The following is a 21,428-nucleotide window of genomic DNA, read 5'->3' as shown; positions in this document are numbered from 1 at the left end:
CGTGCATGCTAACCCGCCGCGCGCGCGGCATTAGCCGGATTCGGACATTTGCCTTGGCCTGCTGCGGTGCGGCAAAACGCGGAAATTTCGGAAAACGCGGCGCCGTGCCGCCACGCCGCGCGGCAGCGGCTAGAATCGGCCTCCGGACTTCTCTTGCCGCCTTCGCATGCGCCACGCTCTCCAGCGCCTTACCTGCCTGCTCGCCCTCGCCTTCAGCACCGCCGCGCCCGCGGCGCCCGCCGTGCCGCCCGCCGTGCCGCCCACACCCGCCGCCACCGCGCCGGCGCAGGTGGCCAGCGCCGAGGGCATCACCGAATACCGCCTGCCCAACGGCCTGCGCGTACTGCTGGCGCCCGACGCGGCGCAGCCCGTGACCACGGTCAACATGACCTACCTGGTCGGCAGCCGCCACGAGAACTACGGCGAGACCGGCATGGCGCACCTGCTCGAGCACCTGCTGTTCAAGGGCACGCCGTCGCTGCCCGGCAACACCATCGCGCAGGAGCTCACGCGCCGCGGCATGCAGTTCAACGGCACCACCGGCTTCGACCGCACCAACTACTTCGAGAGCTTCTCCGCCAGCGAGGAGAACCTGGACTGGGCGCTGAAGATGGAGGCGGACCGCATGGTCAACAGCTTCATCGCCCGCGCCGCGCTCGACAGCGAGATGACGGTGGTGCGCAACGAGATGGAGCGCGCCGAGAACGAGCCCGGCCCCATGCTGGCGCAGCAGATGCGCGCGGCGGCCTACCGCTGGCACAACTACGGCAAGGTGCCGATCGGCGCGCGCAGCGACGTGGAGCACGTCGCCATCGGCAACCTGCAGGACTTCTACCGCCGCTACTACCAGCCCGACAACGCGGTGCTGGTGGTGGCCGGCAAGTTCGACGCGGCCGCCACGCTGGCGCGCATCGGCGCGTACTTCGGCCCGATTCCGAAGCCGGCGCGCACGCTGCCGGCGCAGTACACCGTGGAGCCGCCGCAGGAAGGCACGCGCGAGGTCACGCTGCGGCGCGCCGGCGACGCGCAGATGGTGGCCGTGCAGTACCACATCGCGCCGGGCGCGCACCCGGACGTGGTGGCCATGCAGCTGCTGGCGGACATCCTCTCCGACGGCGCCGGCGGGCGCCTGTACAAGGCGCTGGTCGAGACCGGCCGCGCCACCTGGCAGTCCGGCTCGGTGGCGGCCATGCGCGACCCCGGCTCGGTGCTGTTCGCCGCCGGCGCGAGCAAGACGCAGGACCTGGAAGCCGCGCGCGCGGCGCTGGTGGCGCAGGTGGAAGGCTTCGGCGCGCACCCGGTGACGCAGGTGGAGCTGGACCGCGCGCGCACCCGCCTGCTCAACGCCTACGAGCGCCTGCTAGAGAATCCGGCCGGCTACGCGGTGGCGCTGTCCGAGGCCATCGCCAAGGGCGACTGGCGCCTGCTGCTGATCGCGCGCGACCAGGCCGCGCAGGTCACGCTGGCCGACCTGCAGCGCGTGGCGCAGAACTACCTGCGCCCGAGCAACCGCACGCTCGGCCGCTTCATCCCGCTCGACATGCCCGGCGAGGCGGCCAACGCCGCGCTGGCGCCGGCGGCGATGCCCGCCGCGCCGGACGTCGCGGCGCTGGTGGCCGGCTTCCGGCCCCAGCCGGCCAAGGCCGAGGTGGCCGCCTTCGATCCCAGCCCGGAGAACATCGAGGCGCACACGCTGCGCGGCGCGCTGGCCAACGGCATGCAGTTCGCGCTGCTGCCCAAGCCCAGCCGCGGGCAGACCGTGAGCGGGCGCATCGTGCTGCGCATGGGCGACCTCGACAGCCTGCGCGGGCTGGGCGCGGCCGGCGACCTCACCGCCGCCATGCTGATGCGCGGCACGACCAGCCTGGACCGGCAGCAGATCTCGGACCGCCTGGCCGCGCTCAAGGCCTCGGTCTCGGTGCAGGGCGACGAGGAAGCGGTCACGGTGCGCTTCGAGGCGCGGCGCGACACGCTGGCGCAGACGCTGGCGCTGATCCGCGACGTGCTGCGCGCGCCGAGCCTGCCCGCGGCCGAGTTCGAGACGCTGCGCGCCAACGCCATCGCCGGCATCGCCAGCGGGCTGGGACGGCCGGAGACGATCGCCGCCACCGAGCTCGGGCGGCACGGCAACCCCTACCCCGCCGGCGACCCGCGCTACGTGGCCACGCCGCAGGAAGACATGGACGCGCTCACGCGGCTGACGCTGGAGGACGTGCGCGCCTTCCACGCGCGCTTCTACGGCGCGGACAACGGGCAGGTCGCGCTGGTCGGCGACTTCGACCAGCCGGCGGCGCGCGCCCAGCTGGCCAGCCTGTTCGGCGACTGGCGCGCGCGGGCGCCCTATGTCCGCATCGCGCGCCCGTTCGTGGCGCTGCCGCCGGCCAGCCTGACCCGCGAGACCGCCGGCAAGGCCAATGCCGTCTACATGGCGGCGCTGCCGGTGCCGCTGACCAGCGACGCGCCCGACTATCCGGCGCTGGTGATCGCCAACCGCGTCTTCGGCGGCAACCCGCTCAAGAGCCGCCTGGCCGACCGCCTGCGCCAGCAGGACGGCATCAGTTACAGTGTGGGCAGCTTCGTGCGGGTCGGCGCGCTCGACGGCAACGGGCGCTTCGGCATGCAGGCGGCCTATGCGCCGCAGAACCTGGACAAGCTCCGGCGCGGCGTGCAGGAGGAACTGGCGCGGCTGGCGGCGCGCGGCATCACGGCGGAGGAGCTGGGGCAGGCCAGGAGCGGCCTGCTGCAGCAAGGCGCGCTGGCGCGCACCAGCGACGCATCGCTGGCCGGCATGCTGGCCAGCCACTTGTTCCTGGGACGCACCATGCGCTATGTCACGAAGTTCGAGCAAGGTATCGCCACGGCGAGCGTCGAGCAGGTCAACGCGGCGATCCGCCAGTACCTGGACCCGGCCAGGGTGGTCCAGATATACGCCGGGGATTTCTCTGTCACGGCAGCGCAAAACGCCGGCGCCACCATGAAGACGGACAGCGCGGCGGAAACGGCAACGCCGTCCCCCTGAAACGACGAGACTGGAGGAAAATGGAGGCCGCCGCGGGCGCCGCAGGCCGCTCGCGGCGCGGCAACGCGGACGGCCCGGGGGCAACCCCTTGCTGCAACCGCGCGTTGACTGTATATTCGTACAGTATATAAGAGACGTTATCGGAACAAAGCCGAACGATCCTGGCCACGACGCACGCGGCCGCGGACGGCACGAACGGTTCGGCCGGTGCATTCAGCCGGCATATTCAGCCGGTAGTTGCCGTGACCGCACTGCCGCGACCGCGCAATGACGCCAGGATTTTTTTTGATAGTGTCTCCAAGTCGATATAAGAGGTGTGGATGTCAATAGTGCGAGCTAGCAGCAAAGCAGAAGCGCTTCGGCTTCTCGCATCGAAAGATGTGCTGGCCCTTGAGCTGGACTATGAGACCGGATGGCAGGATGCCGTCGAACTGGGCCGGCTCGGAGAGAAACGCGGCATTAAAGTGCAGTACCGGGGACAGGAAAGCATCGCCGTCCATTCACGCGAAGCCCTGATCGAGGGGCTGGCCAAGACCAAGACCACCTTCCGCCAACGCAACCTGTATTGCCAGTTCGACCTCGGCACGCTGGCCGACCACGAACTGCTCGATCTCGAGGCCAAGGCCACCCGGCTGGGCGACTACATCCTGGCGGGCCACCTGCTCCGGGACGTGGACGCCGTGTGGCCGCAGGAAGCGCAGGAGCCGCGCCAGGAACAGCGCACGGAACCGCCGCAGGAAGCGCAGTAGCGCGCGCGGCAGGACACGCAGCAAGGACACCGCAGGCACCGCGCTTCCGCGGCCTGCACGGCTGTCCGCGCCGCCAGGGCAGACCGCATTGGCGTGGCCGCGACGGTGCACACCAGCACGCGCCATCTTCCGGGAAACACGCCCACGGGCAGCGCCCGCGCAACCGCGCCGCGCGCCGCCGAAGGCGGCGCGCCCCATCGACCCATCCCCAGCATGGATCCCCCCTTCCGCGCCAGAGCCGGCGCGGCATGCGTTCGTGCCTTGTGCCGGCGCGCGGCTCGCCACATCCGCCGCGCGCGAGAAAACCGGCCGTCCGGAATGTCACGCCGTGACAGGTCCATACGCGCCATGTCGCGCCGCCGCCATGCGGCGACAGGCACGCAGGACGGCCGCGCCGGCGCAATCGCAGTACACTGGACGCCTGCATGCCGGCTTGGCCCCCGTGGCCTCCTTGGCGCGGGGCGGCATGACGAAATCAAAAAGGCAAATCATGACCGATCTCTCCGCCCCCGTTTTTACCGCTCCCCCAACCGCAGAAGAAAAACGCAAGCGCATCTACGCGATCGTCGCCGCATCGTCCGGCAACCTCGTCGAGTGGTTCGATTTCTACGTCTACGCGTTCTGCGCGATCTACTTCGCCGGCTCGTTCTTCCCCAAGTCCGACCCCACCGCGCAACTGCTCAACACCGCGGGCGTGTTCGCCGCGGGCTTCCTGATGCGCCCGATCGGCGGATGGCTGTTCGGCCGCATCGCCGACCGCCACGGCCGCAAGAACTCGCTGCTGCTGTCGGTGACGATGATGTGCGGCGGCTCGCTGCTGATCGCCTGCCTGCCCACCTATGCCAGCATCGGCGCCTGGGCGCCCGCGCTGCTGCTGGTGGCGCGGCTGCTGCAGGGCCTCTCGGTCGGCGGCGAGTACGGCACCACCGCGACCTACATGAGCGAGGTCGCGCTCAAGGGCCAGCGCGGCTTCTTTTCCTCGTTCCAGTACGTCACGCTGATCGGCGGGCAGTTGCTGGCGGTGCTGGTGGTGGTGGCGCTGCAGCAGTTCCTCGACGAGCCGGAACTCAAGGCCTGGGGCTGGCGCATCCCGTTCGTGGTCGGCGCCATCACCGCCGTGATCGCGCTGTTCCTGCGCCGCACGCTGCATGAGACCACCTCGGCCGCCACGCGCTCGAGCAAGGAAGCCGGCACGCTCACCGAGCTGTTCCGCAACCACAAGGCGGCCTTCTTCACGGTGCTCGGCTACACCGCCGGCGGCTCGCTGATCTTCTACACGTTCACCACCTACATGCAGAAGTACCTCGTCAACACGGCCGGCATGTCGATCAAGACCGCCAGCTACGTGATGACGGGCTGCCTGTTCCTCTACATGTGCATGCAGCCGCTGTTCGGCATGCTGTCGGACCGCATCGGCCGGCGCAACAACATGCTGCTGTTCGGCGCGCTCGGGGCGCTCGGCACGGTGCCGGTGATGACCGCGCTCAAGGCGGTGCACAGCCCGTTCGCCGCGTTCGTGCTGATCTCCGTGGCGCTGGCCATCGTCAGCCTCTACACCTCGATCAGCGGCATCGTGAAGGCGGAGATGTTCCCGACCGAGGTCCGCGCGCTCGGCGTGGGGCTGGCCTATGCGGTGGCCAACGCGGTATTCGGCGGCTCGGCCGAATACGTCGCGCTCGATCTCAAGTCGCTCGGCCACGAGTCGAGCTTCTACTGGTACGTGACGGCGATGATGGTGATCGTGTTCGCCGTCAGCTTCCGGCTGCCGCGCCAGGCGAAGTACCTGCATCACGAGCATTGAGCGGGAATTGAGCGGGCATCGATGATGCGCCGGGGACGTGGCCCCCGGCGCTAGCGCGGAAACGCCGCGGGCCGGCGCTGCCCCGCGCGCGCGGCGGCATGCCTGGGCCCGAAGGACAGGCCGATGCCGATGCCGTCTTCCCACGCCATGTGCGTGCCCGCCAGATCGGCGGCGGGCAGGCCGAACGCGGTCTCGCTGGCCCACGTGCCGAGCGGGCGGCCGTCGCATCCGAGCGTGAGCACGGCGCGCTGCGCGGTGTAGGACAGCCAGCGCCGCGCCACGTGCGGCAGCGGCAGGCCGAGGCGCCGCGCCAGCGTGGCCAGCGCGTCGAGGTCCACCGCGCCGGGCAGGTGGCGGCGGCACGCCTCCAGCGGCATCAGCAGCCGGGCCGCGAAGGCATAGGCCAGGCCGCCGGCCGATTCGTCGTCCGGCATCGCCATCAGCGCCTCGTCGGCGCATTCCACGAACTCCAGGCCGGGACCGCCAAGCAACTGGCGGCCGAGCAGGTACGCGATCATGAAGCGCGCGCGCGGCGCGGGCAGGCGGTCGCCGTGGAGGATGGTCCAGGCGCCGGTGCCGGTGCGGTAGAGCGCGCCGTCGAAGCTGCGCAGCGGCGCCGCCTGGACCGACGACACCGGATCGGCGCGGCCCAGCGCGCGAGCCGCGCCGAGCGCGAAGCGCGCGGCGTCGGGCGGCGCCTCGCGCTGCGGCATGGCGGCCGTCAACGCGGCGATGACCGGATAGCACAGGGCACGGTCGGGCCGCGCGCCACCGTCGTGGACGGCCGGCGGCAGTTCGCCGCCGGGCGCAGGAACACGGGAAGCGGCGAATGCCATCATGAGTGGTCTCCGTCGGGGCAGCAGGACTGCGCGCTCTGCGGCCGCTGCGCGCGTGGGCGGCACGGGCCGCCGAGGAATGGCCGCGCGCGGCAGGGCGGGCCATGCCCGCGCCCGCCGCGCGCATGGCGGATCAGTCGCGCAGCAGCTGCTTGGCGATGATCAGTTGCTGGATCTGCGTGGTGCCTTCGTACAGGCGCAGCAGGCGCACGTCGCGGTAGAAGCGCTCGGCCTTGTACTCGGCGATGTAGCCGGCGCCGCCGTGGATCTGCACCGCGCGGTCGGCCACGCGGCCCACCATCTCGGTACAGAACATCTTGGTGCACGAGGCCAGCATGCTGACTTCGGGGTCGCTCTTGCCGGGCGTCTTGGCGTCGTAGCGCTGGGCGCAGTCGCGCACCATCGACAGGCCCGCGTAGAGCTCGGCCTGGCTGTCGGCCAGCATCGCCTGGATCAGCTGAAAATCGCCGATCGGCTGGCCGAACTGCTTGCGCTCCCTGGCGTAGGCCACGGCGTCGGTGATCAGACGGTGCGCCATGCCGCAGGCCAGCGCCGAGATATGCAGGCGGCCGCGGTCGAGCACCTTCATGGCGGTCTTGAAGCCCACGCCCGGCACGCCGCCGATGATGTTGGCGGCCGGCACGCGCACGTTCTCCAGCACCACGTCGCAGGTCTTGGTGCCGCGCTGGCCCATCTTCTTGTCCGGCTTGCCCAGCGAGATGCCCGGGGTGTCGGCCGGCACGATGAACGACGAGATGCCCGAGGCGCCGGCGCCGCCGGTGCGCGCCATCAGCGTGAAGGCGCCCGCGCGCGGCGCGTTGGTGATGAAGCGCTTGGTACCGTTGATGACGTAGTGGTCGCCGTCGAGCTCGGCCCGGGTCTGCAGCGAGGCCGCGTCGGAGCCGGCGTTGGGCTCGGTCAGCGCGAACGAGATGATGAGCTCGCCGCTGGCGATCCTGGGCAGGTAGGCCTGCTTCTGCGCCTCGGTGCCGTCCATCAGGATGCCCTGCGAGCCGATGCCGACGTTGGTGCCGAACACCGAGCGGAACGCGAAGGCGGTATGGCCGAGGTCATACACCACATCGCATTCCTGCGACATCGACAGGCCGATGCCGCCGTAGTTCTCGGGGATGGAGATGCCGAACAGGCCCATCTCCTTCATGTCGGCGACGATCTCGGCCGGCACGTCGTCGGTTTCCTCGAGCGTGTCTTCGGCCGGCTTGAGGCGTTCGTCGATGAAACGCTGCACCGACGCGCGCAGCAGCGAAAAGGATTCGGCATCCAGGCTCATGGGGGAAATCTCCGGTCAAGGCAAACAACGATGTGGCCAACATGGTACGCCGTCACCGTATTTTGACAATCCCACACATCTTGGACAGACTGGATAGCCAGACTTTACAATCCCGTGGATATGCTTCAGCAGACATATCCACGAAACCCGGATGGCTAATGCGAGGCGGCCTCGGTCGCGAGGTCGCCCAGTTCCTGCGCGCGGTCCGCGGTCATCTGCATGACGCAGGACGCGGCGCTCAGCCCCGCCAGGGTGCCGCCGTCGGGATCGGCCCGGAAGCCGCAGTTGGCATCGCGGAATTTCAGCCAGGCGCGCTGGGCGTCCAGCAGCGCCGGCTTGCGCGCGGGCGCGATGGCCTGCTGCAGGCGCTTGTAGGCCGCGTTCAGCGCCGTGTCCTGGCGCGCGGTTTCCGCGGCGATGCAGCCATGCATGCCGGCGGTGGTGGCGTCGGGCCCGTTCATGCAGGCCGTGTACCGCGTCGACAACGAACGCTCCGAACGCTCCGGACGCTCGCCCGCCTGCGCGCCGAGCGACGCCGCCAGCAGCAACGCCGCGCTCAAGGTTTTTTTCATCGGGAGAATGGGAAGGCGAGGGGGGAGAAACGGAAGAATGGAAGAACGGAAAAACGAGAAAACGGAAAAACGGCGCCGGCAACGCCCGCCGCGCGCGGCGAGGCGCGCCGCGGCCGGGTCGATGGCAAAGCCGGGCGGCGCGCGAGCGCCGCCGCGCAATCAGGCTTCAGCGATCAGGAAACGCGCGCGGTTCTTGCCCAGCCATGCCGGGGCGCGGCCGCGGCCGGTCCAGGTGGCGCCGGTCTTGGGATCGCGGTATTTCGGCGGCAGCGTGCTCTTGGGCTTGGCGGCCTTGCCATTGGCGCCGGATGCCGGACGGCCGCGACGGCGCTTGGGCGCGATGTCGTCGACCGTCAGCTCATATTCGGTCATCAGGCCCTGGATCTGGGCAATGACGCCAGCCACTTCGCTGGCGCGCATTTCCGCCAGCTTTGCTTCGAGCGCTTCCTTCTCCGCAATCAGTTGCTTGTATGTCGCCATTTGGATTCTCCTGGGGAGGGTTAATTGAATGATAGGGGGAAAATCGGATGCCGTAGCCTACCACGTTTGATTAATGAAAATATAGCCACGTAAGAACTTGATACAACCGTCCGAATTTCCTTGCCTATTGGCGCTGGCTGCCGCAGCGTGGATTGGTCCGATTGCGTCGATTGCGCGGATTGACAGGATTGGCGCGGATTCGCCACGGCCCAATGCACAGTCCGAAATGCCGGATTCACGTATTAGGCGAGGGGTTATTTCTCATTTCCATCATCGCCTTGATGGTTGCCGCGCCGCGGCATTCAGGCAATCGGCGCGCGCCCGAAAGGTAATCGAAAGCAAAAAAGCCGGCCAATTGCCCGCAACCGCCGCCGCTGGCGGCGTCCGGCGGCGCGCGCCGGCACCCGGCCGGGCCGTTTTGGGATATTGCACACAATTGGCAAAAATGACAGGAATTCCCCCCGAAACCGGCAAAGCCGGAGCTAAGCAGTATCCACTTTCCGGCCGCGGGCTATCGCGATCCGCGCGCCCGGCTTCCGAATACGGATGGCGAAATTGGCGCGGAAAGACGCGCATCGCGGCGCCGGACTTGAATCGCATTGGATTGCCTGCTTTGATTCAAACGCCCCCGCCCGCGCAATGCGAATTGGCGCGTCCGCATTGCATGCAGCGGCGGCATCCATTCTTTGCCCGCCGGCGCGCGGCGATGGCGGCGGGCAAATCGCAGGTCCGCCGCGGGCCGGATTTGGGACCGGATTCCGGACCCGATTCATGCCCCGATTCAATTCGGCGAATACGGAATGCCGCCGCCTGCGCCGCGAGATAAACCCGCGCCTCGCGCCCCGCCGGAGCGCGGCGCGCCAACGCGGCTAAACTCCTGCCACGCCGCCACGCCGGCATGCTTTCACTGCAAGGATTTCAAGCGCCACATGGACCTCAACGCCCTTCGCCTGTTCGTGGACATCGTCGACGCCGGCAACCTGTCGGCCGCCGCGCGCAAGCTCAAGATGACGCGCGCCAACGTGAGCTACCACCTCAAGGCGCTCGAGGAAGCGCTCGGCGTACAGTTGCTGCGCCGGACCACGCGCCACGTCGAGCCCACGCCGGTGGGCGCCGGCCTCTACGAGCACGGCCGCAACATCCTCGGCGAGGTGGCCGCCGCCAACGCGCTCATCAACAGCATGGGCAAGAGCCTGCAGGGCCATGTGCGCCTGTCGGTGCCGACCGGCCTGGGCCACGCGCTGATGTCGCAGCTGCTGGTGAAGTTCAAGCACCGCTACCCGGACATCACGCTCGACGTGGTGTTCGACAACCGCATCCACAACCTGGTGTCCGAGGACGTGGAAGTGGCCCTGCGCATCATCTCCACGCCGCCCGACTCGGTGGTCGCCACCGAGATCGGCGTGGTCGAGTGGATCGTGTGCGGCTCGCCCGGCTATCTCGCCGCGCATCCGGCGCCGCGCGAACTGGCCGACCTGCGCGGCCATGCCATCGTGTGCGCCTCGCCGATCGGCCAGAAGCTCAAGGCCTTCGGCACGCGCGGCCACGGCGCCGACGCCGTGCGCGAGCAGGTGGCGCTGGAACCCACGCTCAGTTCGGAGAACTTCGCCTTCCTCAAGGACGGCGTGCTGGGCGACGTCGGCCTGGGCATCTTCCCGCTCTACGCCGTCGCCGACGAGCTGGCGGCGGGCACGCTGGTGGCGCTGCTGCCCGACTACCGCATCAGCGTGTTCGGCAGCCGGCTCTACATGCTGACCATGCCCAACCGCTACCAGACGATGGCCACGCGCTACCTGCTCAATTTCCTCAAGACCGAGCTCCAGGTCCTGTGGCCGGCGCCGCGGCAGGCCAGCACGCAGGCCGATGCAACTCACGGCGAGGACTGAGCCCCGCATGGCGCGGGCGTCACCGCCAACCGTTCCCCACCGATAGCGGCTTTGCATCCGGGCGGCGCCGTCTATAGTAGGAAGCGCAGGGGTCCCCCGGCCCAGACTGCAACGTACAGCGAAGGAGACGCATCATGGCCTTGGCTACCACCCTGGCAAATTGCCTGAACAGCAGGAACAGCCGTTTCGATACCATCCGCCATCCCTACACCCTCAGCAGCATGGCCACTGCCGAGGCAGCGCACGTTCCCGGAGACCGCCTGGCCAAGACCCTGTTGCTGGAAGACGAGATCGGCTACGTGGCCGTGGTGATCCCGTCCACGCATCACCTGAACCTGTCGGCGCTGTGCGCGCAGACCGGGCGCACGCTGATCCTCGCGCAGGAGGACGAGATCCGCGAAGTCTTCAAGGACTGCGACTTCGGCGCCATCCCGCCCGTGGCGATGGCGTACGGCATGCACACCTACCTCGACGACAGCCTGCTGGCCCAGCCCGAAGTGTTCTTCGAGGCCGGCGACCACCAGCAACTGGTGCACATGAGCTGCGAGCAGTTCACCGAACTGATGGCCGGCGCCGAGCACGGCCGCTTTTCCCGCCACATGATGTAGGCCGGCGAATGCAGGCCCGCCGCGCGCGCGGCGAGCCTTTCGCCGCGCTACTGCAGGCTGATCCCCGACTGCTTGACCAGCTTCTCCGTGCGCGGGATCTCGGCGCCCACCATCGCGCTGAAATCCGCCACCGAGCCGCCGCGCGGCTCGGCGCCCGTGGCCGCCAGCTTCTCGCGGAAGCCGGGGTCCTTGAGCAGCTTGTTGATCGACACGTTGAGCTTGTTGACCACGTCCGCCGGCGTGCCCTTGGGCGCGACGATGCCGTACCACGGCGCGATGTCGTAGCCGGGATAGCCCTGCTCGGCGATGGTCGGGATGTCCGGCGCCATCGGCGAGCGCTTGCTGTTGGACACGCCCAGCGCGCGCAGCTTGCCGGCCTTCACGTAGGGCAGCCCGGTCATGATGGTGTCGAAGTACATCGATACCTGCCCCGACAGCAGCGCGGGAATCGCGTCGCCGGCGCCCTTGTACGGCACGTGCACGATGTCGATGCCGGCCAGCGCCTTGAGCATCTCGCCGGCCATGTGCGAGGTGGTGCCGGCGCCGAACGACGCATAGGTCAGCTTGCCCGGGTTGGCCTTGGCGTAGGCGATCATCTCGGGCAGCGTCTTGAACGGCAGGTCCGGGCTGGACAGCAGGATGTTGGGCGTGTAGGCCACCACCGCGACCTTCTCGAACGCATCGGGATCGTAGCTGAGCTTCTTGTACAGGAAGCGATTGGTCACCATCGAGGCGGGGCCGGACATCAGCAGCGTGTAGCCGTCGCCGGGCGCGCGCGCCGCGGCCTCGCTGCCGATCATGGCCGCCGCGCCGGGGCGGTTCTCCACCACGAAGGTCTGGCCGTATTCCTTGCTCAGGCCGATGCCGATCTGGCGCGTGATCAGGTCGGTGGCGGAGCCGGCCTGGAACGGCACCACGATGCGCACCGGCTGCGTGGGCCAGTCGCGCGTGGTCTGGGCGAACAGCGAAGGCGCAGCGGCGCCCAGCAGGATGGCGAGCATCGCCGCGCGTCGTTTCTGGAATGAAGGATTTTGCATGGTGTGGCTTGCCTCTAGGAGATTGGATCGTCCCGGCTCGGGGTGTGAATCAGTCAAGCAATTGCCATGCCATTGAAAAATGGCTTTTTTATAATTTCCAATACCGTTTACAGAGCAATATGCACCCTGTTGGATGATCGGTTCCGTTTCATGCACTGCGATGGAATTTCCGATCGGCCTCGAGGGCTTCAAGACGGAAAATGCAGGGCCGTACCGCACGGCGGGCAACGAGAACGCCCCGGCCACGCGATACGGCCCTGCTATTTTCCGTAAATCAGGCTGAATGGATTCAGCGAATTTCTTTAAATCAATCCCGTCATCCCAGATGCATCCAGGTGGTCTTCAGGTCCGTGTATTTGTCGAGCGCGTGCAATGACTTGTCGCGCCCGTTGCCGGATTGCTTGACGCCGCCGAACGGCACCGTGACGTCGCCGTCCATGTAGCAGTTGACCCACACCAGGCCCGCGCGCAGCCGGCGCGAGACGCGATGCGCGCGCGACAGGTTCGCGGTCCACAGCCCGGAGCCGAGGCCATACGGCGAATCGTTGGCCATGCGCACGGCTTCGTCCTCGGTGTCGAACACGGTCACGGCCAGCACCGGGCCGAAGATCTCCTCGCGCACGATCGACAGCGACTGCGACGGGCACTCGAAGATGGTCGGCTCGAGGAAATAGCCGCCGCTCTCGCCGCGCACGCGCTGCCCGCCCAGGCGCAGGCGCGCGCCTTCGCGCCGGCCCGCGTCGACGAACGACAGCACGCGGTCGAGCTGGCGCGCGTCGACGATGGCGCCCACCGCCGAGGCCGGGTCGAGCGGGTCGCCGGGCTGCATGCGCGCCGCGGCCGCTTCCAGCCGCGCCATGAACGCATCGTAGATGCCGCGCTGCACGTACAGCCGCGAGCCGGCGATGCAGATCTCGCCCTGGTTGTTGAAGATGCCCACGGCGGCGGCCTGCGCGGCGCGGTCCAGGTCCGGGCAGTCGTCGAACACGATGTGCGGCGACTTGCCGCCGCACTCCAGCCACACGCGCTTGAGGTTGGACTGGCCCGCGTATTCCATGAAGCGCTTGCCGGTGGCGGTGGAGCCGGTGAAGGCGATGCAGTCCACGTCCGGGTGGCGGCCCAGCGCCTGGCCCGCTTCCGCGCCCAGGCCCGGCACCACGTTGAGCACGCCGGCCGGAATGCCGGCCTGCCCGGCCAGCTCGGCCAGGCGCAGCGCGGTCAGCGGCGACTGCTCGGCCGGCTTGAGGATGACGCTGTTGCCGGCGGCCAGCGCCGGCGCCACCTTCCAGCTCGCCATCAGCAGCGGGTAGTTCCACGGCACCACCGCCGCCACCACGCCGAGCGGCTCGCGCGTGATGGTGGCCAGCGTGTTGCCGTCGGTCGGCGCGATCTCGTCGTAGAGCTTGTCGATGGCCTCGGCGTACCACGCATAGGTGCGCGCGGCCTCGGGGATGTCGTACAGCAGCGCGTCGCCGATGGGCTTGCCCATGTCGAGCGTTTCCAGCAGCGCCAGTTCCTCGCGCTGCGCCTCGATCAGCGCGGCCAGCCGCAGCAGCGCGGCCTTGCGCTCGCGGCGCGGCATCTGCGACCACACGCCGGACTCGAAGGCCGCGCGCGCGGCGGCCACGGCGCGGTCCACGTCGGCGCCGCCGCACGCGGCGACGTGCGCCAGCAGCGCGCCCGTGGCCGGGTTGCGGGTCTCGAAGGTGGCGCCACCGGCGGCGTCGGTCCAGGCGCCGCCGATGTAGGCCTGGGTGCGCATCGGCACCGTGGCGGCGCGCTGGCGCCAGTAGGCGAGGTCGTGCAATTCACTCATCATGTTTCCGCGGTTGAAGTGGAACGAAGGCGCATGGCGGCGCTTACGCGCCGGCCTGCGCCACCATCGCGCCTAGCAGCACGTTGGCGCCGGCTTCCAGGTGCTCGGGCCGGGCGTCCTCCACCTCGTTGTGGCTGATGCCGTCCTTGCACGGCACGAAGATCATGGCGGTGGGCGCCACCGTGGCGATGTACACCGCGTCGTGCCCGGCGCCGGTGACGATGTCCTGGTGCGTGTAGCCCAGCGCCGCGGCCTGGCCGCGCACGTGGCCCACCAGCTCGTGCGCGAACGGCGTGGGCGGGAAATACTGCACGTCCTCGATCTTCACGCCGAGCGGCGCGCCGGTGGTCTCGCCGCGCGCCAGCGCCGCGCAGGCCGCGCGCAGGCGCGCGTCCATCTCGGCCAGGCGGCCGGCGTCCTGGTGGCGCAGGTCCACGGTGAACTTCACTTCGCCGGGGATCACGTTGCGCGAGGCCGGATGCACCGTCATCACGCCCACCGTGCCGCGCCCGTGCGGCGCGAAGTCATGGGCGATGCGCACCACTTCCTGCACGATGAACGAGGCGCCGTACAGCGCGTCGCGCCGCAGCGGCATCGGCGTGGGGCCGGCATGCGCCTCCATGCCGGTCACGGTCAGGTCGTACCAGCGCAGGCCCAGCGAGCCCGTCACCACGCCGATCACGTTGTCGGCGTCTTCCAGCACCGGGCCCTGCTCGATGTGCGCCTCGAAATACGCGCCGATCCTGCGCCCGCCCACTTCGGCGTCGCCGGCATAGCCGATCGCGCGCAGCTCGTCGGCCACGCGCTTGCCTTCGTTGTCGGTGGCGTCCAGCGCGGTCTGCAGCGGGAAGATGCCGGCGAACACGCCCGAGCCCATCATCACCGGCACGAAGCGCGTGCCTTCCTCGTTGGTCCAGATCGCCAGCTCCAGCGGCGCCTCGGTCCGCACGCCGTGGTCGTTGAGCGTGCGCATCACCTCCAGCCCGGCCAGCACGCCGAAGCAGCCGTCGAACTTGCCGCCGGTGGGCTGGGTGTCGATATGGCTGCCGGTCATCACCGGCGGCAGGCTGTCGTCGCGCCCGGCGCGGCGGCCGAAGATATTGCCCACGCGGTCCACCGTCACGGTCAGGCCGGCGTCGCGCATCCAGCCGGCCACGAGGTCGCGGCCCTGCCCGTCGAGCGCGGTCAGCGCCAGGCGCGCGTTGCCGCCGCGCGGCGTGGCGCCGATGCGGGCCAGGTCCATCAGCGACTGCCACAGGCGCTCGCCGTCGATCTTCAGTGCGGTCATGTCGGGTCTCCTTGTTCTCGGTTCAGGCCATCGCCGGGACGAGGCCGGACAGGAAGGCATCGAGCGCCGGGCCGATCGCCTCGACCTCGTAGCCGCCTTCCTGCACCACCACCGTGGGCACGCCCAGCGCGTTGATGCGCTCGCCGATGCCGCGGTAGGCGTCCAGCCCCACGCGCAGCACGCTGATGGGATCGTGGACGTAGGTATCGAAGCCCAGCGCCAGCACCAGCGCCTGCGGGCGATAGTCGCGCAGCGCGTCGAGCGCGTTGTCGAGCGCGGCCAGGAAGCCGTCGTCCTCGGTGCCGTGCGCGAGCGGGAAATTCAGGTTGTAGCCGTAGCCCGCGCCGTAGCCGCGCTCGTTGGCGTAGCCGGTGTAGAACGGGTAGTAGCCGCTCGGGTCGGCGTGCAGCGAGATCGTCATCACGTCGGAGCGCTGGTAGAAGATCTGCTGGGTGCCGTCGCCGTGATGGGCGTCCACGTCCAGCACCGCCACCTTGCCGAAGCGCTTGAGCAGCGTCTCCGCGGCGATGGCCGAGTTGTTGACGTAGCAGAAGCCCACCGCGCGGTCGCTGTGCGCATGGTGGCCGGACGGGCGCGACAGCGAATACGCGATGCCCTGGCGGTGCTGCTGCTCGCACACGTACTGCGCGGCGGCCACCGCGCTGTGCGCCGAGCGCAGGATGGCGCGCCAGCTCTGCGGCCCGAGCGGCGCGCTCAGGTCGCCGAGGTAGTAGCCGGCCTGCGCGATGATGGAATCGGTCGGGCACGGCGCGCGGCGCGGCTGGTCCACGCGGCCGTTGTAGTACGGCGAAAGATTCGGCAGCACCTCGATGCCGGGCTCGAAGCCGGGCCGCGCCAGCGCCATCCAGCGCTCGTAGGCGTAGCCGAGGAAATCGAGATAGGCCGGGCTGTGCACGGCTTCCAGCGGCGCGCGGCCGAAATCGGCCGGCTCGGCCAGCGCGATGCCGCGCCCGGCCAGCGCGCGCTGCAGCGCATGGGCGCGCGCCGGCACGTCGGTCGGTTCGCACAGGCGGCCCGCGCGCATGAACTGGCGGGGCTGGTGCAGCAGTTGGTCATCCGAGAAGAAGGCGCGCATGATGTTGGGTTCGTGGTGAAGCGTGGTGAAACCTGGTGAAACGCGTTGGCTGCCGGTTCGCGCCCCTCTCCCACGACGCGGGAGAAGGGCGCGACACCAGGCGCTAGGCGGCCGCCCGCTGCCGCGCGAACGCCGCTTCGCGGATCTCCGTCAGCGTCACGCCCGGGGCGATGCCGTCGGCGTCGTAGCGCAGCTCCAGCAGCGCCGGCAGCTTTTCCCGGGCGGCGAAGGCCCGCGCGCGCGCGAACGCGGGGCCGAACGCGGCGTCGTTGTCCACCACCTCGCCGTAGCCGCGATAGGCGCGGATCAGCTCGGTGAACTCGGGGTTGTCGAAACCCAGCGCGATCGTGCGGCCCGGGAACTCGCGCTCCTGGTGCGAGCGGATGGTGCCCCAGATGCCGTTGTTGAACACCAGGATCACGATGCCGAGCCGGTACTGCATGGCCACGCCGAGTTCCTGCAGGTTCATCTGGAAGCAGCCGTCGCCGGCATAGCAGACCACCGTGCGCTCGGGGTTCTCCAGCTTGGCGGAGATCGCCGCCGGCAGGCCGTAGCCCATCGAGCCGACCGTCGGCGCCAGGCTGGTGCCCACGCCCTTGAAGCGGTAGTACGCATGCGGGAACAGCGCGTAGTTGCCGGCGCCCACGGTAAGGCAGGCGTCTTCGGGCAGCACGTCGCGCACGTGGCAGGCGGCGCGGTTCAGGTTGAGGCTGCCGGGCGCGGCCTTGGGCTCCTGCGCGGCCAGCAGCTCCTGGCGCGCGGCGCGAGTGCGCGCGGCCCAGGCCGGCTCGCGCGCGGGCGACAGGCCGTCGAGCGCGACGGCGAACGCGTTCACGTCCGCCACCACCGGCAGCGCGGGCTGGAACACGCGGCCCAGCTCGTTGGCGTCCGGGTACACGTGCACCAGCTTCTGGCGCGGCAGCGGGCTTTCCACCAGCGTGTAGCCCTCGGTGGTGGCCTCGCCCATGCGCGTGCCCACGGCGATCAGCAGGTCGGCCTCGCGGATGCGCTCGCGCAGCGCCTCGCCCATGCCCCAGCCAACGTGGCCGACGTAGTTCGGGTGATGGTTGTCGAAGCACTCGAGCCGGCGCCAGGCCACGCCCACCGGCAGCGCGAAGCGCTCGGCGAACGCTTCGAGCCGGCGCTGCGCGGACGCGCTCCAGCCCGAGCCGCCCACCAGCATGAACGGGCGCTCGGCGCGCTCGAGCAGGCCGGCCAGCGCGCCCAGCGCCTCGGGCGTGGGCGCGCCGTGCGCGCGCTGGTAGCGCGGCATGTCGGCCACCGCCGCCTTGCCCCACAGCGTGTCCTCGGGCAGCGCCAGCACCACCGGGCCGGGCCGGCCGCTGGTGGCCACCGCGAACGCGCGCGCGATGAACTCGGGAATGCGCTCGGTGCGGTCGATCTGCGCCACCCACTTGGCCATCTGGCCGAACATGCGGCGGTAGTCGATCTCCTGGAACGCCTCGCGCTCGCTGAAGTCGTTGCCGACCTGGCCGACGAACAGGATCATCGGCGTGGAGTCCTGGTGCGCCGTGTGCACGGCGATGCTGGCATTGGTGGCGCCGGGCCCGCGCGTGACGAAGCAGATGCCGGGCTCGCCGGTGAGCTTGCCGTAGGCTTCCGCCATGTAGCCGGCGCCGCTTTCCTGCCGGCACACGATCGGCTGGATCGCGTCCTGGTGGTCGTACAGCGCGTCGATGCAGGGCAGGTAGCTTTCGCCCGGCACCAGGAACACGCGCCGGACGCCCTGGATGCGCAGTTGTTCCACCAGGATCTGGCCGCCGTTGCGCTCGCGCGGCGCGGCGGCCCGGGTTGAAGATACGCTCATCGCTTGATCTCGATTTCCACGAACACGCACTCGCCTTCGTGCGCGTTGATGACGTTGTGCTCCACGCCCGCCGCGCGGTAGTAGGCGCGGCCCGCCACGAGCTGGCTGACCACCTCGCCGGCCGGCGTCTCCAGCCGCAGCGCGCCGGTGGTCATCGGCACCACCACGTAGTCGTAGCCGTGGCGGTGATGGCCGGTCTCGGCGCCCGGCGCGAAGCGCCACTCGGTGACGGCCACGCGGTCGTTGTCGATCTGCACGGTGGGAACGGCTTGGGGTCTGCTCATGCGTTTCTCCTGAAGGTGTGCCGGTCAGCGATCCACGCCGCCCATGCACAGGTACTTGGTTTCCAGGTATTCCTCGATGCCGTAGCTGGAGCCTTCGCGGCCCAGGCCCGACTGCTTGACGCCGCCGAACGGCGCCACCTCGTTGGAGATCAGCCCGGTGTTGATGCCGACCATGCCGTACTCCAGCGCCTCGGCCACGCGCCACACGCGGCCGATGTCGCGGCTGTAGAAATAGGAGGCCAGGCCGAACTCGGTGTCGTTGGCCATGTCGATGACTTCCTGGTCGCTGCCGAAGCGGAACAGCGGCGCGAGCGGGCCGAAGGTTTCCTCCCTGGCCACCAGCATGGCCGGCGTCACGCCGGCCAGCACGGTCGGCTCGAAGAAGGTGCCGCCGAGGCGGTGGCGCTTGCCGCCCGAGAGCACGCGCGCGCCCTTGCCCACGGCGTCGGCGATATGCTGCTCGACCTTGGCCACCGCGTCCTGGTTGATCAGCGGACCCTGCAGCACGCCGGGCTCGAGGCCGTGGCCGACCTTGAGCTTTTCCACCGCGGCCACCAGCTTCTGCGCGAAGGCGTCGTACACCTTGTCGTGCACGTAGAGGCGGTTGGCGCAGACGCAGGTCTGGCCGGCGTTGCGGTACTTGGAGGCCATCGCGCCTTCCACGGCGGCGTCGAGGTCGGCGTCGTCGAACACGATGAACGGCGCGTTGCCGCCGAGCTCCAGCGACAGCTTCTTGATGGTCGGCGCCGACTGGCGCATCAGGATGCGGCCCACTTCGGTGGAGCCGGTGAAGCTGAGCTTGCGCACCACGGGGCTGCCGGTGAGCTCGCCGCCGATCTCGATCGAGCTGGCGGCGTCGCCCGTCACCACGCTGAGCAGGCCGGCGGGCAGCCCGGCGCGCTCGGCCAGCAGGGCCAGCGCGAGCGCGGACAGCGGCGTGTCCTCGGCCGGCTTGAGCACCATCGCGCAGCCGGCGGCCAGCGCGGGGCCGGCCTTGCGCGTGATCATGGCCAGCGGGAAGTTCCACGGCGTGATGGCCGCGCACACGCCGACCGGCTCCTTGACCACCAGCAGGCGCTTGTCGGCCGCGGGCGTGGCCAGCACGTCGCCGTTCACGCGCTTGGCTTCCTCGGCGAACCATTCGAGGAAAGAGGCGGCATAGAGCGCCTCGCCGCGCGCCTCGGCCAGCGGCTTGCCCTGCTCGCTGGTCATCAGCACGGCGAGGTCGTCGGCGTTGGCGATCATCAGGTCGTACCAGGCGCGTATGACCTGGGCGCGCTCGCGCGCGGTCTTGCGGCGCCACGCGGCCTGCGCCACGCGCGCGGCCTCGATGGCGCGGCGCGTCTCGGCCGCGCCCATCAGCGGCACCGTGCCGATCAGCGCGCCGTCGGCCGGGTTGGTGACGGCGAAGGTGGCGCCGTTGTCGGCGTCCTGCCACTGGCCGCCGACGAAAGCCTGCGCGCGCAGGAGGCTGGAATCCTTGAGTTGCATGATGTTCTGTCTCGTTATGTTGGTGTGGATGTGCCGGAGGGTGCGCGGATGCGGCCCGGTGTCAGCGCGTGAGCACGTCGGCCAGGATGTCCAGGCCTTCGTCCATCACCGCGTCCTGGATGGTGAGCGGGAACAGGAAGCGGATCACGTTGCCGTACACGCCGCACGACAGCAGCAGCAGGCCCTGCTCGAGCGCGCGGTTCTGCACCTCGCGCGTGAACTCGGGGTCGGGCGAGCCGTCGGCGCGGCGGAATTCCACCGCCACCATCGCGCCCAGGCCGCGCACTTCCGCGATCTGCGGCACGCGCGATTTCAGGCTTTCCAGCCGCGCCACCAGGCGCTGGCCGAGCGCGGCGCCGCGCGGAATCAGCTGCTCGCCGTCGAGCACGTCGAGCACGGCCAGCGCGGAGGCCACCGCCAGCGGGTTGCCGGCATAGGTGCCGCCCAGGCCGCCGGGCGCGGGCGCGTCCATGACCTCGGCGCGGCCGCACACGGCCGACAGCGGCATGCCGCCGGCCAGGCTCTTGGCCATCGTGGTCAGGTCCGGCGCCACCTCGTAGTGCTCCATCGCGAACAGGCGGCCGGTGCGGCCGAAGCCGGTCTGCACCTCGTCGGCGATCAGCAGGATGCCGTGCTCGTCGCAGACCGCGCGCAGCGCCTTGACGAAGGCCGGCGGCGCCACGTTGAAGCCGCCCTCGCCCTGCACCGGCTCGAAGATGATGGCGGCCACGCGCTTGGGATCGACGTCGGCCTTGAACAGGTGCTGCAGCGCCTTGAGCGAGTCGTCCACCGACACGCCGTGCAGCGCGCACGGGTACGGCGCGTGGAACACCTCGCCCGGGAACGGCCCGAAGCCGACCTTGTACGGCACCACCTTGCCGGTCAGCGCCATGCCCATCATGGTGCGGCCGTGGAAGCCGCCCGAGAACGCGATCACGCCGGGGCGGCCGGTGGCGGCGCGGGCGATCTTGATGGCGTTCTCCACGGCTTCGGCGCCGGTGGTGAAGAAGGCGGTCTTCTTGGCCGAGCGGCCCGGCGCGCGCTGGTTGATCTTCTCGGCCAGCTCGACGTAGCTGGCATACGGCACGATCTGGTACGCGGTGTGGGTGAAGCGGCCGAGCTGGCGCTGGATCGCCTCGACCAGGCGCGGGTGGCGGTGGCCGGTGTTGAGCACGGCGATGCCGGCGGCGAAGTCGATGTAGCGCTTGCCCTCCACGTCCCAGATCTCCGAGTTCTCGGCGCGCTCGGCGTAGAAATTGCACATCACGCCCACGCCACGCGGGGTGGCGGCGTCCTTGCGGCGAACCAGTTCGGCGTTCTTCATCTGTCGTTGCTCCGTCTTTGAT

18 protein-coding genes are annotated in these 21,428 nt (G+C 69.7%); 5 read left to right on the top strand and 13 right to left on the bottom strand.

Annotated features, from left to right (window positions below; genetic code table 11):
• Positions 1-166 precede the first annotated feature (166 nt).
• The 3 genes from KF708C_RS12950 to KF708C_RS12940 all read left to right on the top strand — a co-directional run bounded on the left by KF708C_RS12950 (position 167) and on the right by KF708C_RS12940 (position 5,569).
• The gene (locus tag KF708C_RS12950; protein WP_059412088.1) at positions 167-3,019 is read left to right on the top strand and encodes a M16 family metallopeptidase; all 2,853 of its coding nucleotides are present in this window, start codon (positions 167-169) and stop codon (positions 3,017-3,019) included.
• 320 nt (positions 3,020-3,339) lie between these two features.
• Complete coding sequence (locus KF708C_RS12945; protein ID WP_052165853.1) at positions 3,340-3,768, top strand: hypothetical protein; 429 nt, start codon at positions 3,340-3,342, stop codon at positions 3,766-3,768.
• A 490-nt stretch (positions 3,769-4,258) separates the two neighbouring features.
• The gene (locus tag KF708C_RS12940; RefSeq protein WP_020202449.1) at positions 4,259-5,569 is read left to right on the top strand and encodes an MFS family transporter; all 1,311 of its coding nucleotides are present in this window, start codon (positions 4,259-4,261) and stop codon (positions 5,567-5,569) included.
• Between the two features lie 50 nt (positions 5,570-5,619).
• Here the strand turns inward: KF708C_RS12940 and KF708C_RS12935 are convergent, their stop codons facing one another.
• The 5 genes from KF708C_RS12935 to KF708C_RS35630 form a co-directional block, all read right to left on the bottom strand.
• Positions 5,620-6,408: an ImmA/IrrE family metallo-endopeptidase gene (locus tag KF708C_RS12935; RefSeq protein ID WP_059412087.1), complete on the bottom strand. Its 789-nt coding sequence runs from the start codon at positions 6,406-6,408 to the stop codon at positions 5,620-5,622.
• A gap of 130 nt (positions 6,409-6,538) precedes the next feature.
• Positions 6,539-7,696 (bottom strand): acyl-CoA dehydrogenase family protein, encoded by a 1,158-nt coding sequence (locus KF708C_RS12930; protein WP_059412086.1) that lies wholly within the window; start codon positions 7,694-7,696, stop codon positions 6,539-6,541.
• A 155-nt stretch (positions 7,697-7,851) separates the two neighbouring features.
• Complete coding sequence (locus tag KF708C_RS12925; protein ID WP_231586466.1) at positions 7,852-8,427, bottom strand: lysozyme inhibitor LprI family protein; 576 nt, start codon at positions 8,425-8,427, stop codon at positions 7,852-7,854.
• Positions 8,428-8,748, bottom strand: a complete 321-nt coding sequence (locus tag KF708C_RS12920) for an H-NS histone family protein (protein ID WP_020202445.1) — start codon at positions 8,746-8,748, stop codon at positions 8,428-8,430. It lies immediately after the preceding gene.
• 270 nt (positions 8,749-9,018) lie between these two features.
• A complete protein-coding gene (locus KF708C_RS35630) occupies positions 9,019-9,348 on the bottom strand; it encodes a hypothetical protein (RefSeq protein WP_156173812.1) in 330 nt (109 codons plus the stop codon).
• A 329-nt stretch (positions 9,349-9,677) separates the two neighbouring features.
• On the opposite strand from KF708C_RS35630, the gene KF708C_RS12915 reads away from it, so the two are divergent.
• Both KF708C_RS12915 and KF708C_RS12910 read left to right on the top strand, forming a co-directional pair.
• Positions 9,678-10,634, top strand: a complete 957-nt coding sequence (locus tag KF708C_RS12915) for a LysR family transcriptional regulator (RefSeq protein WP_059412084.1) — start codon at positions 9,678-9,680, stop codon at positions 10,632-10,634.
• Positions 10,635-10,768: 134 nt separating this feature from the next.
• Entirely contained in the window at positions 10,769-11,242 is a 474-nt protein-coding gene (locus KF708C_RS12910; RefSeq protein WP_020202443.1) for an aminoacyl-tRNA deacylase, read from the top strand.
• A 47-nt stretch (positions 11,243-11,289) separates the two neighbouring features.
• On the opposite strand, the gene KF708C_RS12905 is transcribed toward KF708C_RS12910, so the two are convergent.
• The 8 genes from KF708C_RS12905 to gabT all read right to left on the bottom strand — a co-directional run bounded on the left by KF708C_RS12905 (position 11,290) and on the right by gabT (position 21,406).
• Entirely contained in the window at positions 11,290-12,243 is a 954-nt protein-coding gene (locus KF708C_RS12905) for a Bug family tripartite tricarboxylate transporter substrate binding protein (protein WP_059412083.1), read from the bottom strand.
• 352 nt (positions 12,244-12,595) lie between these two features.
• Positions 12,596-14,095, bottom strand: coding sequence for an aldehyde dehydrogenase (locus KF708C_RS12900; RefSeq protein ID WP_059412082.1), 1,500 nt, complete (start codon positions 14,093-14,095; stop codon positions 12,596-12,598).
• A 43-nt stretch (positions 14,096-14,138) separates the two neighbouring features.
• Positions 14,139-15,383 carry a Zn-dependent hydrolase gene (locus KF708C_RS12895; protein ID WP_059412081.1) on the bottom strand — a complete coding sequence of 415 codons (1,245 nt, stop codon included), beginning with the start codon at positions 15,381-15,383 and terminating at the stop codon, positions 14,139-14,141.
• Positions 15,384-15,405: 22 nt separating this feature from the next.
• A complete protein-coding gene (locus KF708C_RS12890; protein WP_020202439.1) occupies positions 15,406-16,479 on the bottom strand; it encodes a histone deacetylase family protein in 1,074 nt (357 codons plus the stop codon).
• A 103-nt stretch (positions 16,480-16,582) separates the two neighbouring features.
• A complete protein-coding gene (locus tag KF708C_RS12885) occupies positions 16,583-18,307 on the bottom strand; it encodes a thiamine pyrophosphate-binding protein (protein WP_059412080.1) in 1,725 nt (574 codons plus the stop codon).
• Positions 18,304-18,591 (bottom strand): cupin domain-containing protein, encoded by a 288-nt coding sequence (locus KF708C_RS12880; RefSeq protein WP_029043477.1) that lies wholly within the window; start codon positions 18,589-18,591, stop codon positions 18,304-18,306. Before KF708C_RS12880 ends, KF708C_RS12885 begins: the two co-directional genes overlap by 4 nt.
• 24 nt (positions 18,592-18,615) lie before the next feature.
• A complete protein-coding gene (locus KF708C_RS12875; RefSeq protein ID WP_059412079.1) occupies positions 18,616-20,082 on the bottom strand; it encodes an NAD-dependent succinate-semialdehyde dehydrogenase in 1,467 nt (488 codons plus the stop codon).
• Positions 20,083-20,143: 61 nt separating this feature from the next.
• Positions 20,144-21,406 carry a 4-aminobutyrate--2-oxoglutarate transaminase gene (gene gabT / locus KF708C_RS12870; protein ID WP_020202435.1) on the bottom strand — a complete coding sequence of 421 codons (1,263 nt, stop codon included), beginning with the start codon at positions 21,404-21,406 and terminating at the stop codon, positions 20,144-20,146.
• Positions 21,407-21,428 lie beyond the last annotated feature (22 nt).

Source organism: Cupriavidus basilensis (assembly GCF_000876015.1).
Classification (GTDB): domain Bacteria; phylum Pseudomonadota; class Gammaproteobacteria; order Burkholderiales; family Burkholderiaceae; genus Cupriavidus; species Cupriavidus basilensis_B.
This window is presented reverse-complemented; position numbering and strand designations above follow the sequence as displayed.

Coding starts and splice junctions, on each gene's coding strand:
- KF708C_RS12890 (WP_020202439.1), bottom strand. CDS start 16,479: ATGCGCGCCTTCTTCTCGGATGACCAACTGCTGCACCAGCCCCGCCAG.
- KF708C_RS12935 (WP_059412087.1), bottom strand. CDS start 6,408: ATGATGGCATTCGCCGCTTCCCGTGTTCCTGCGCCCGGCGGCGAACTG.
- KF708C_RS12875 (WP_059412079.1), bottom strand. CDS start 20,082: ATGCAACTCAAGGATTCCAGCCTCCTGCGCGCGCAGGCTTTCGTCGGC.
- KF708C_RS12940 (WP_020202449.1), top strand. CDS start 4,259: ATGACCGATCTCTCCGCCCCCGTTTTTACCGCTCCCCCAACCGCAGAA.
- KF708C_RS12910 (WP_020202443.1), top strand. CDS start 10,769: ATGGCCTTGGCTACCACCCTGGCAAATTGCCTGAACAGCAGGAACAGC.
- KF708C_RS12915 (WP_059412084.1), top strand. CDS start 9,678: ATGGACCTCAACGCCCTTCGCCTGTTCGTGGACATCGTCGACGCCGGC.
- KF708C_RS12895 (WP_059412081.1), bottom strand. CDS start 15,383: ATGACCGCACTGAAGATCGACGGCGAGCGCCTGTGGCAGTCGCTGATG.
- KF708C_RS12930 (WP_059412086.1), bottom strand. CDS start 7,696: ATGAGCCTGGATGCCGAATCCTTTTCGCTGCTGCGCGCGTCGGTGCAG.
- KF708C_RS12880 (WP_029043477.1), bottom strand. CDS start 18,591: ATGAGCAGACCCCAAGCCGTTCCCACCGTGCAGATCGACAACGACCGC.
- KF708C_RS12885 (WP_059412080.1), bottom strand. CDS start 18,307: ATGAGCGTATCTTCAACCCGGGCCGCCGCGCCGCGCGAGCGCAACGGC.
- KF708C_RS12900 (WP_059412082.1), bottom strand. CDS start 14,095: ATGAGTGAATTGCACGACCTCGCCTACTGGCGCCAGCGCGCCGCCACG.
- KF708C_RS12920 (WP_020202445.1), bottom strand. CDS start 8,748: ATGGCGACATACAAGCAACTGATTGCGGAGAAGGAAGCGCTCGAAGCA.
- KF708C_RS12950 (WP_059412088.1), top strand. CDS start 167: ATGCGCCACGCTCTCCAGCGCCTTACCTGCCTGCTCGCCCTCGCCTTC.
- KF708C_RS12905 (WP_059412083.1), bottom strand. CDS start 12,243: ATGCTCGCCATCCTGCTGGGCGCCGCTGCGCCTTCGCTGTTCGCCCAG.
- gabT (WP_020202435.1), bottom strand. CDS start 21,406: ATGAAGAACGCCGAACTGGTTCGCCGCAAGGACGCCGCCACCCCGCGT.
- KF708C_RS35630 (WP_156173812.1), bottom strand. CDS start 9,348: ATGCGATTCAAGTCCGGCGCCGCGATGCGCGTCTTTCCGCGCCAATTT.
- KF708C_RS12945 (WP_052165853.1), top strand. CDS start 3,340: ATGTCAATAGTGCGAGCTAGCAGCAAAGCAGAAGCGCTTCGGCTTCTC.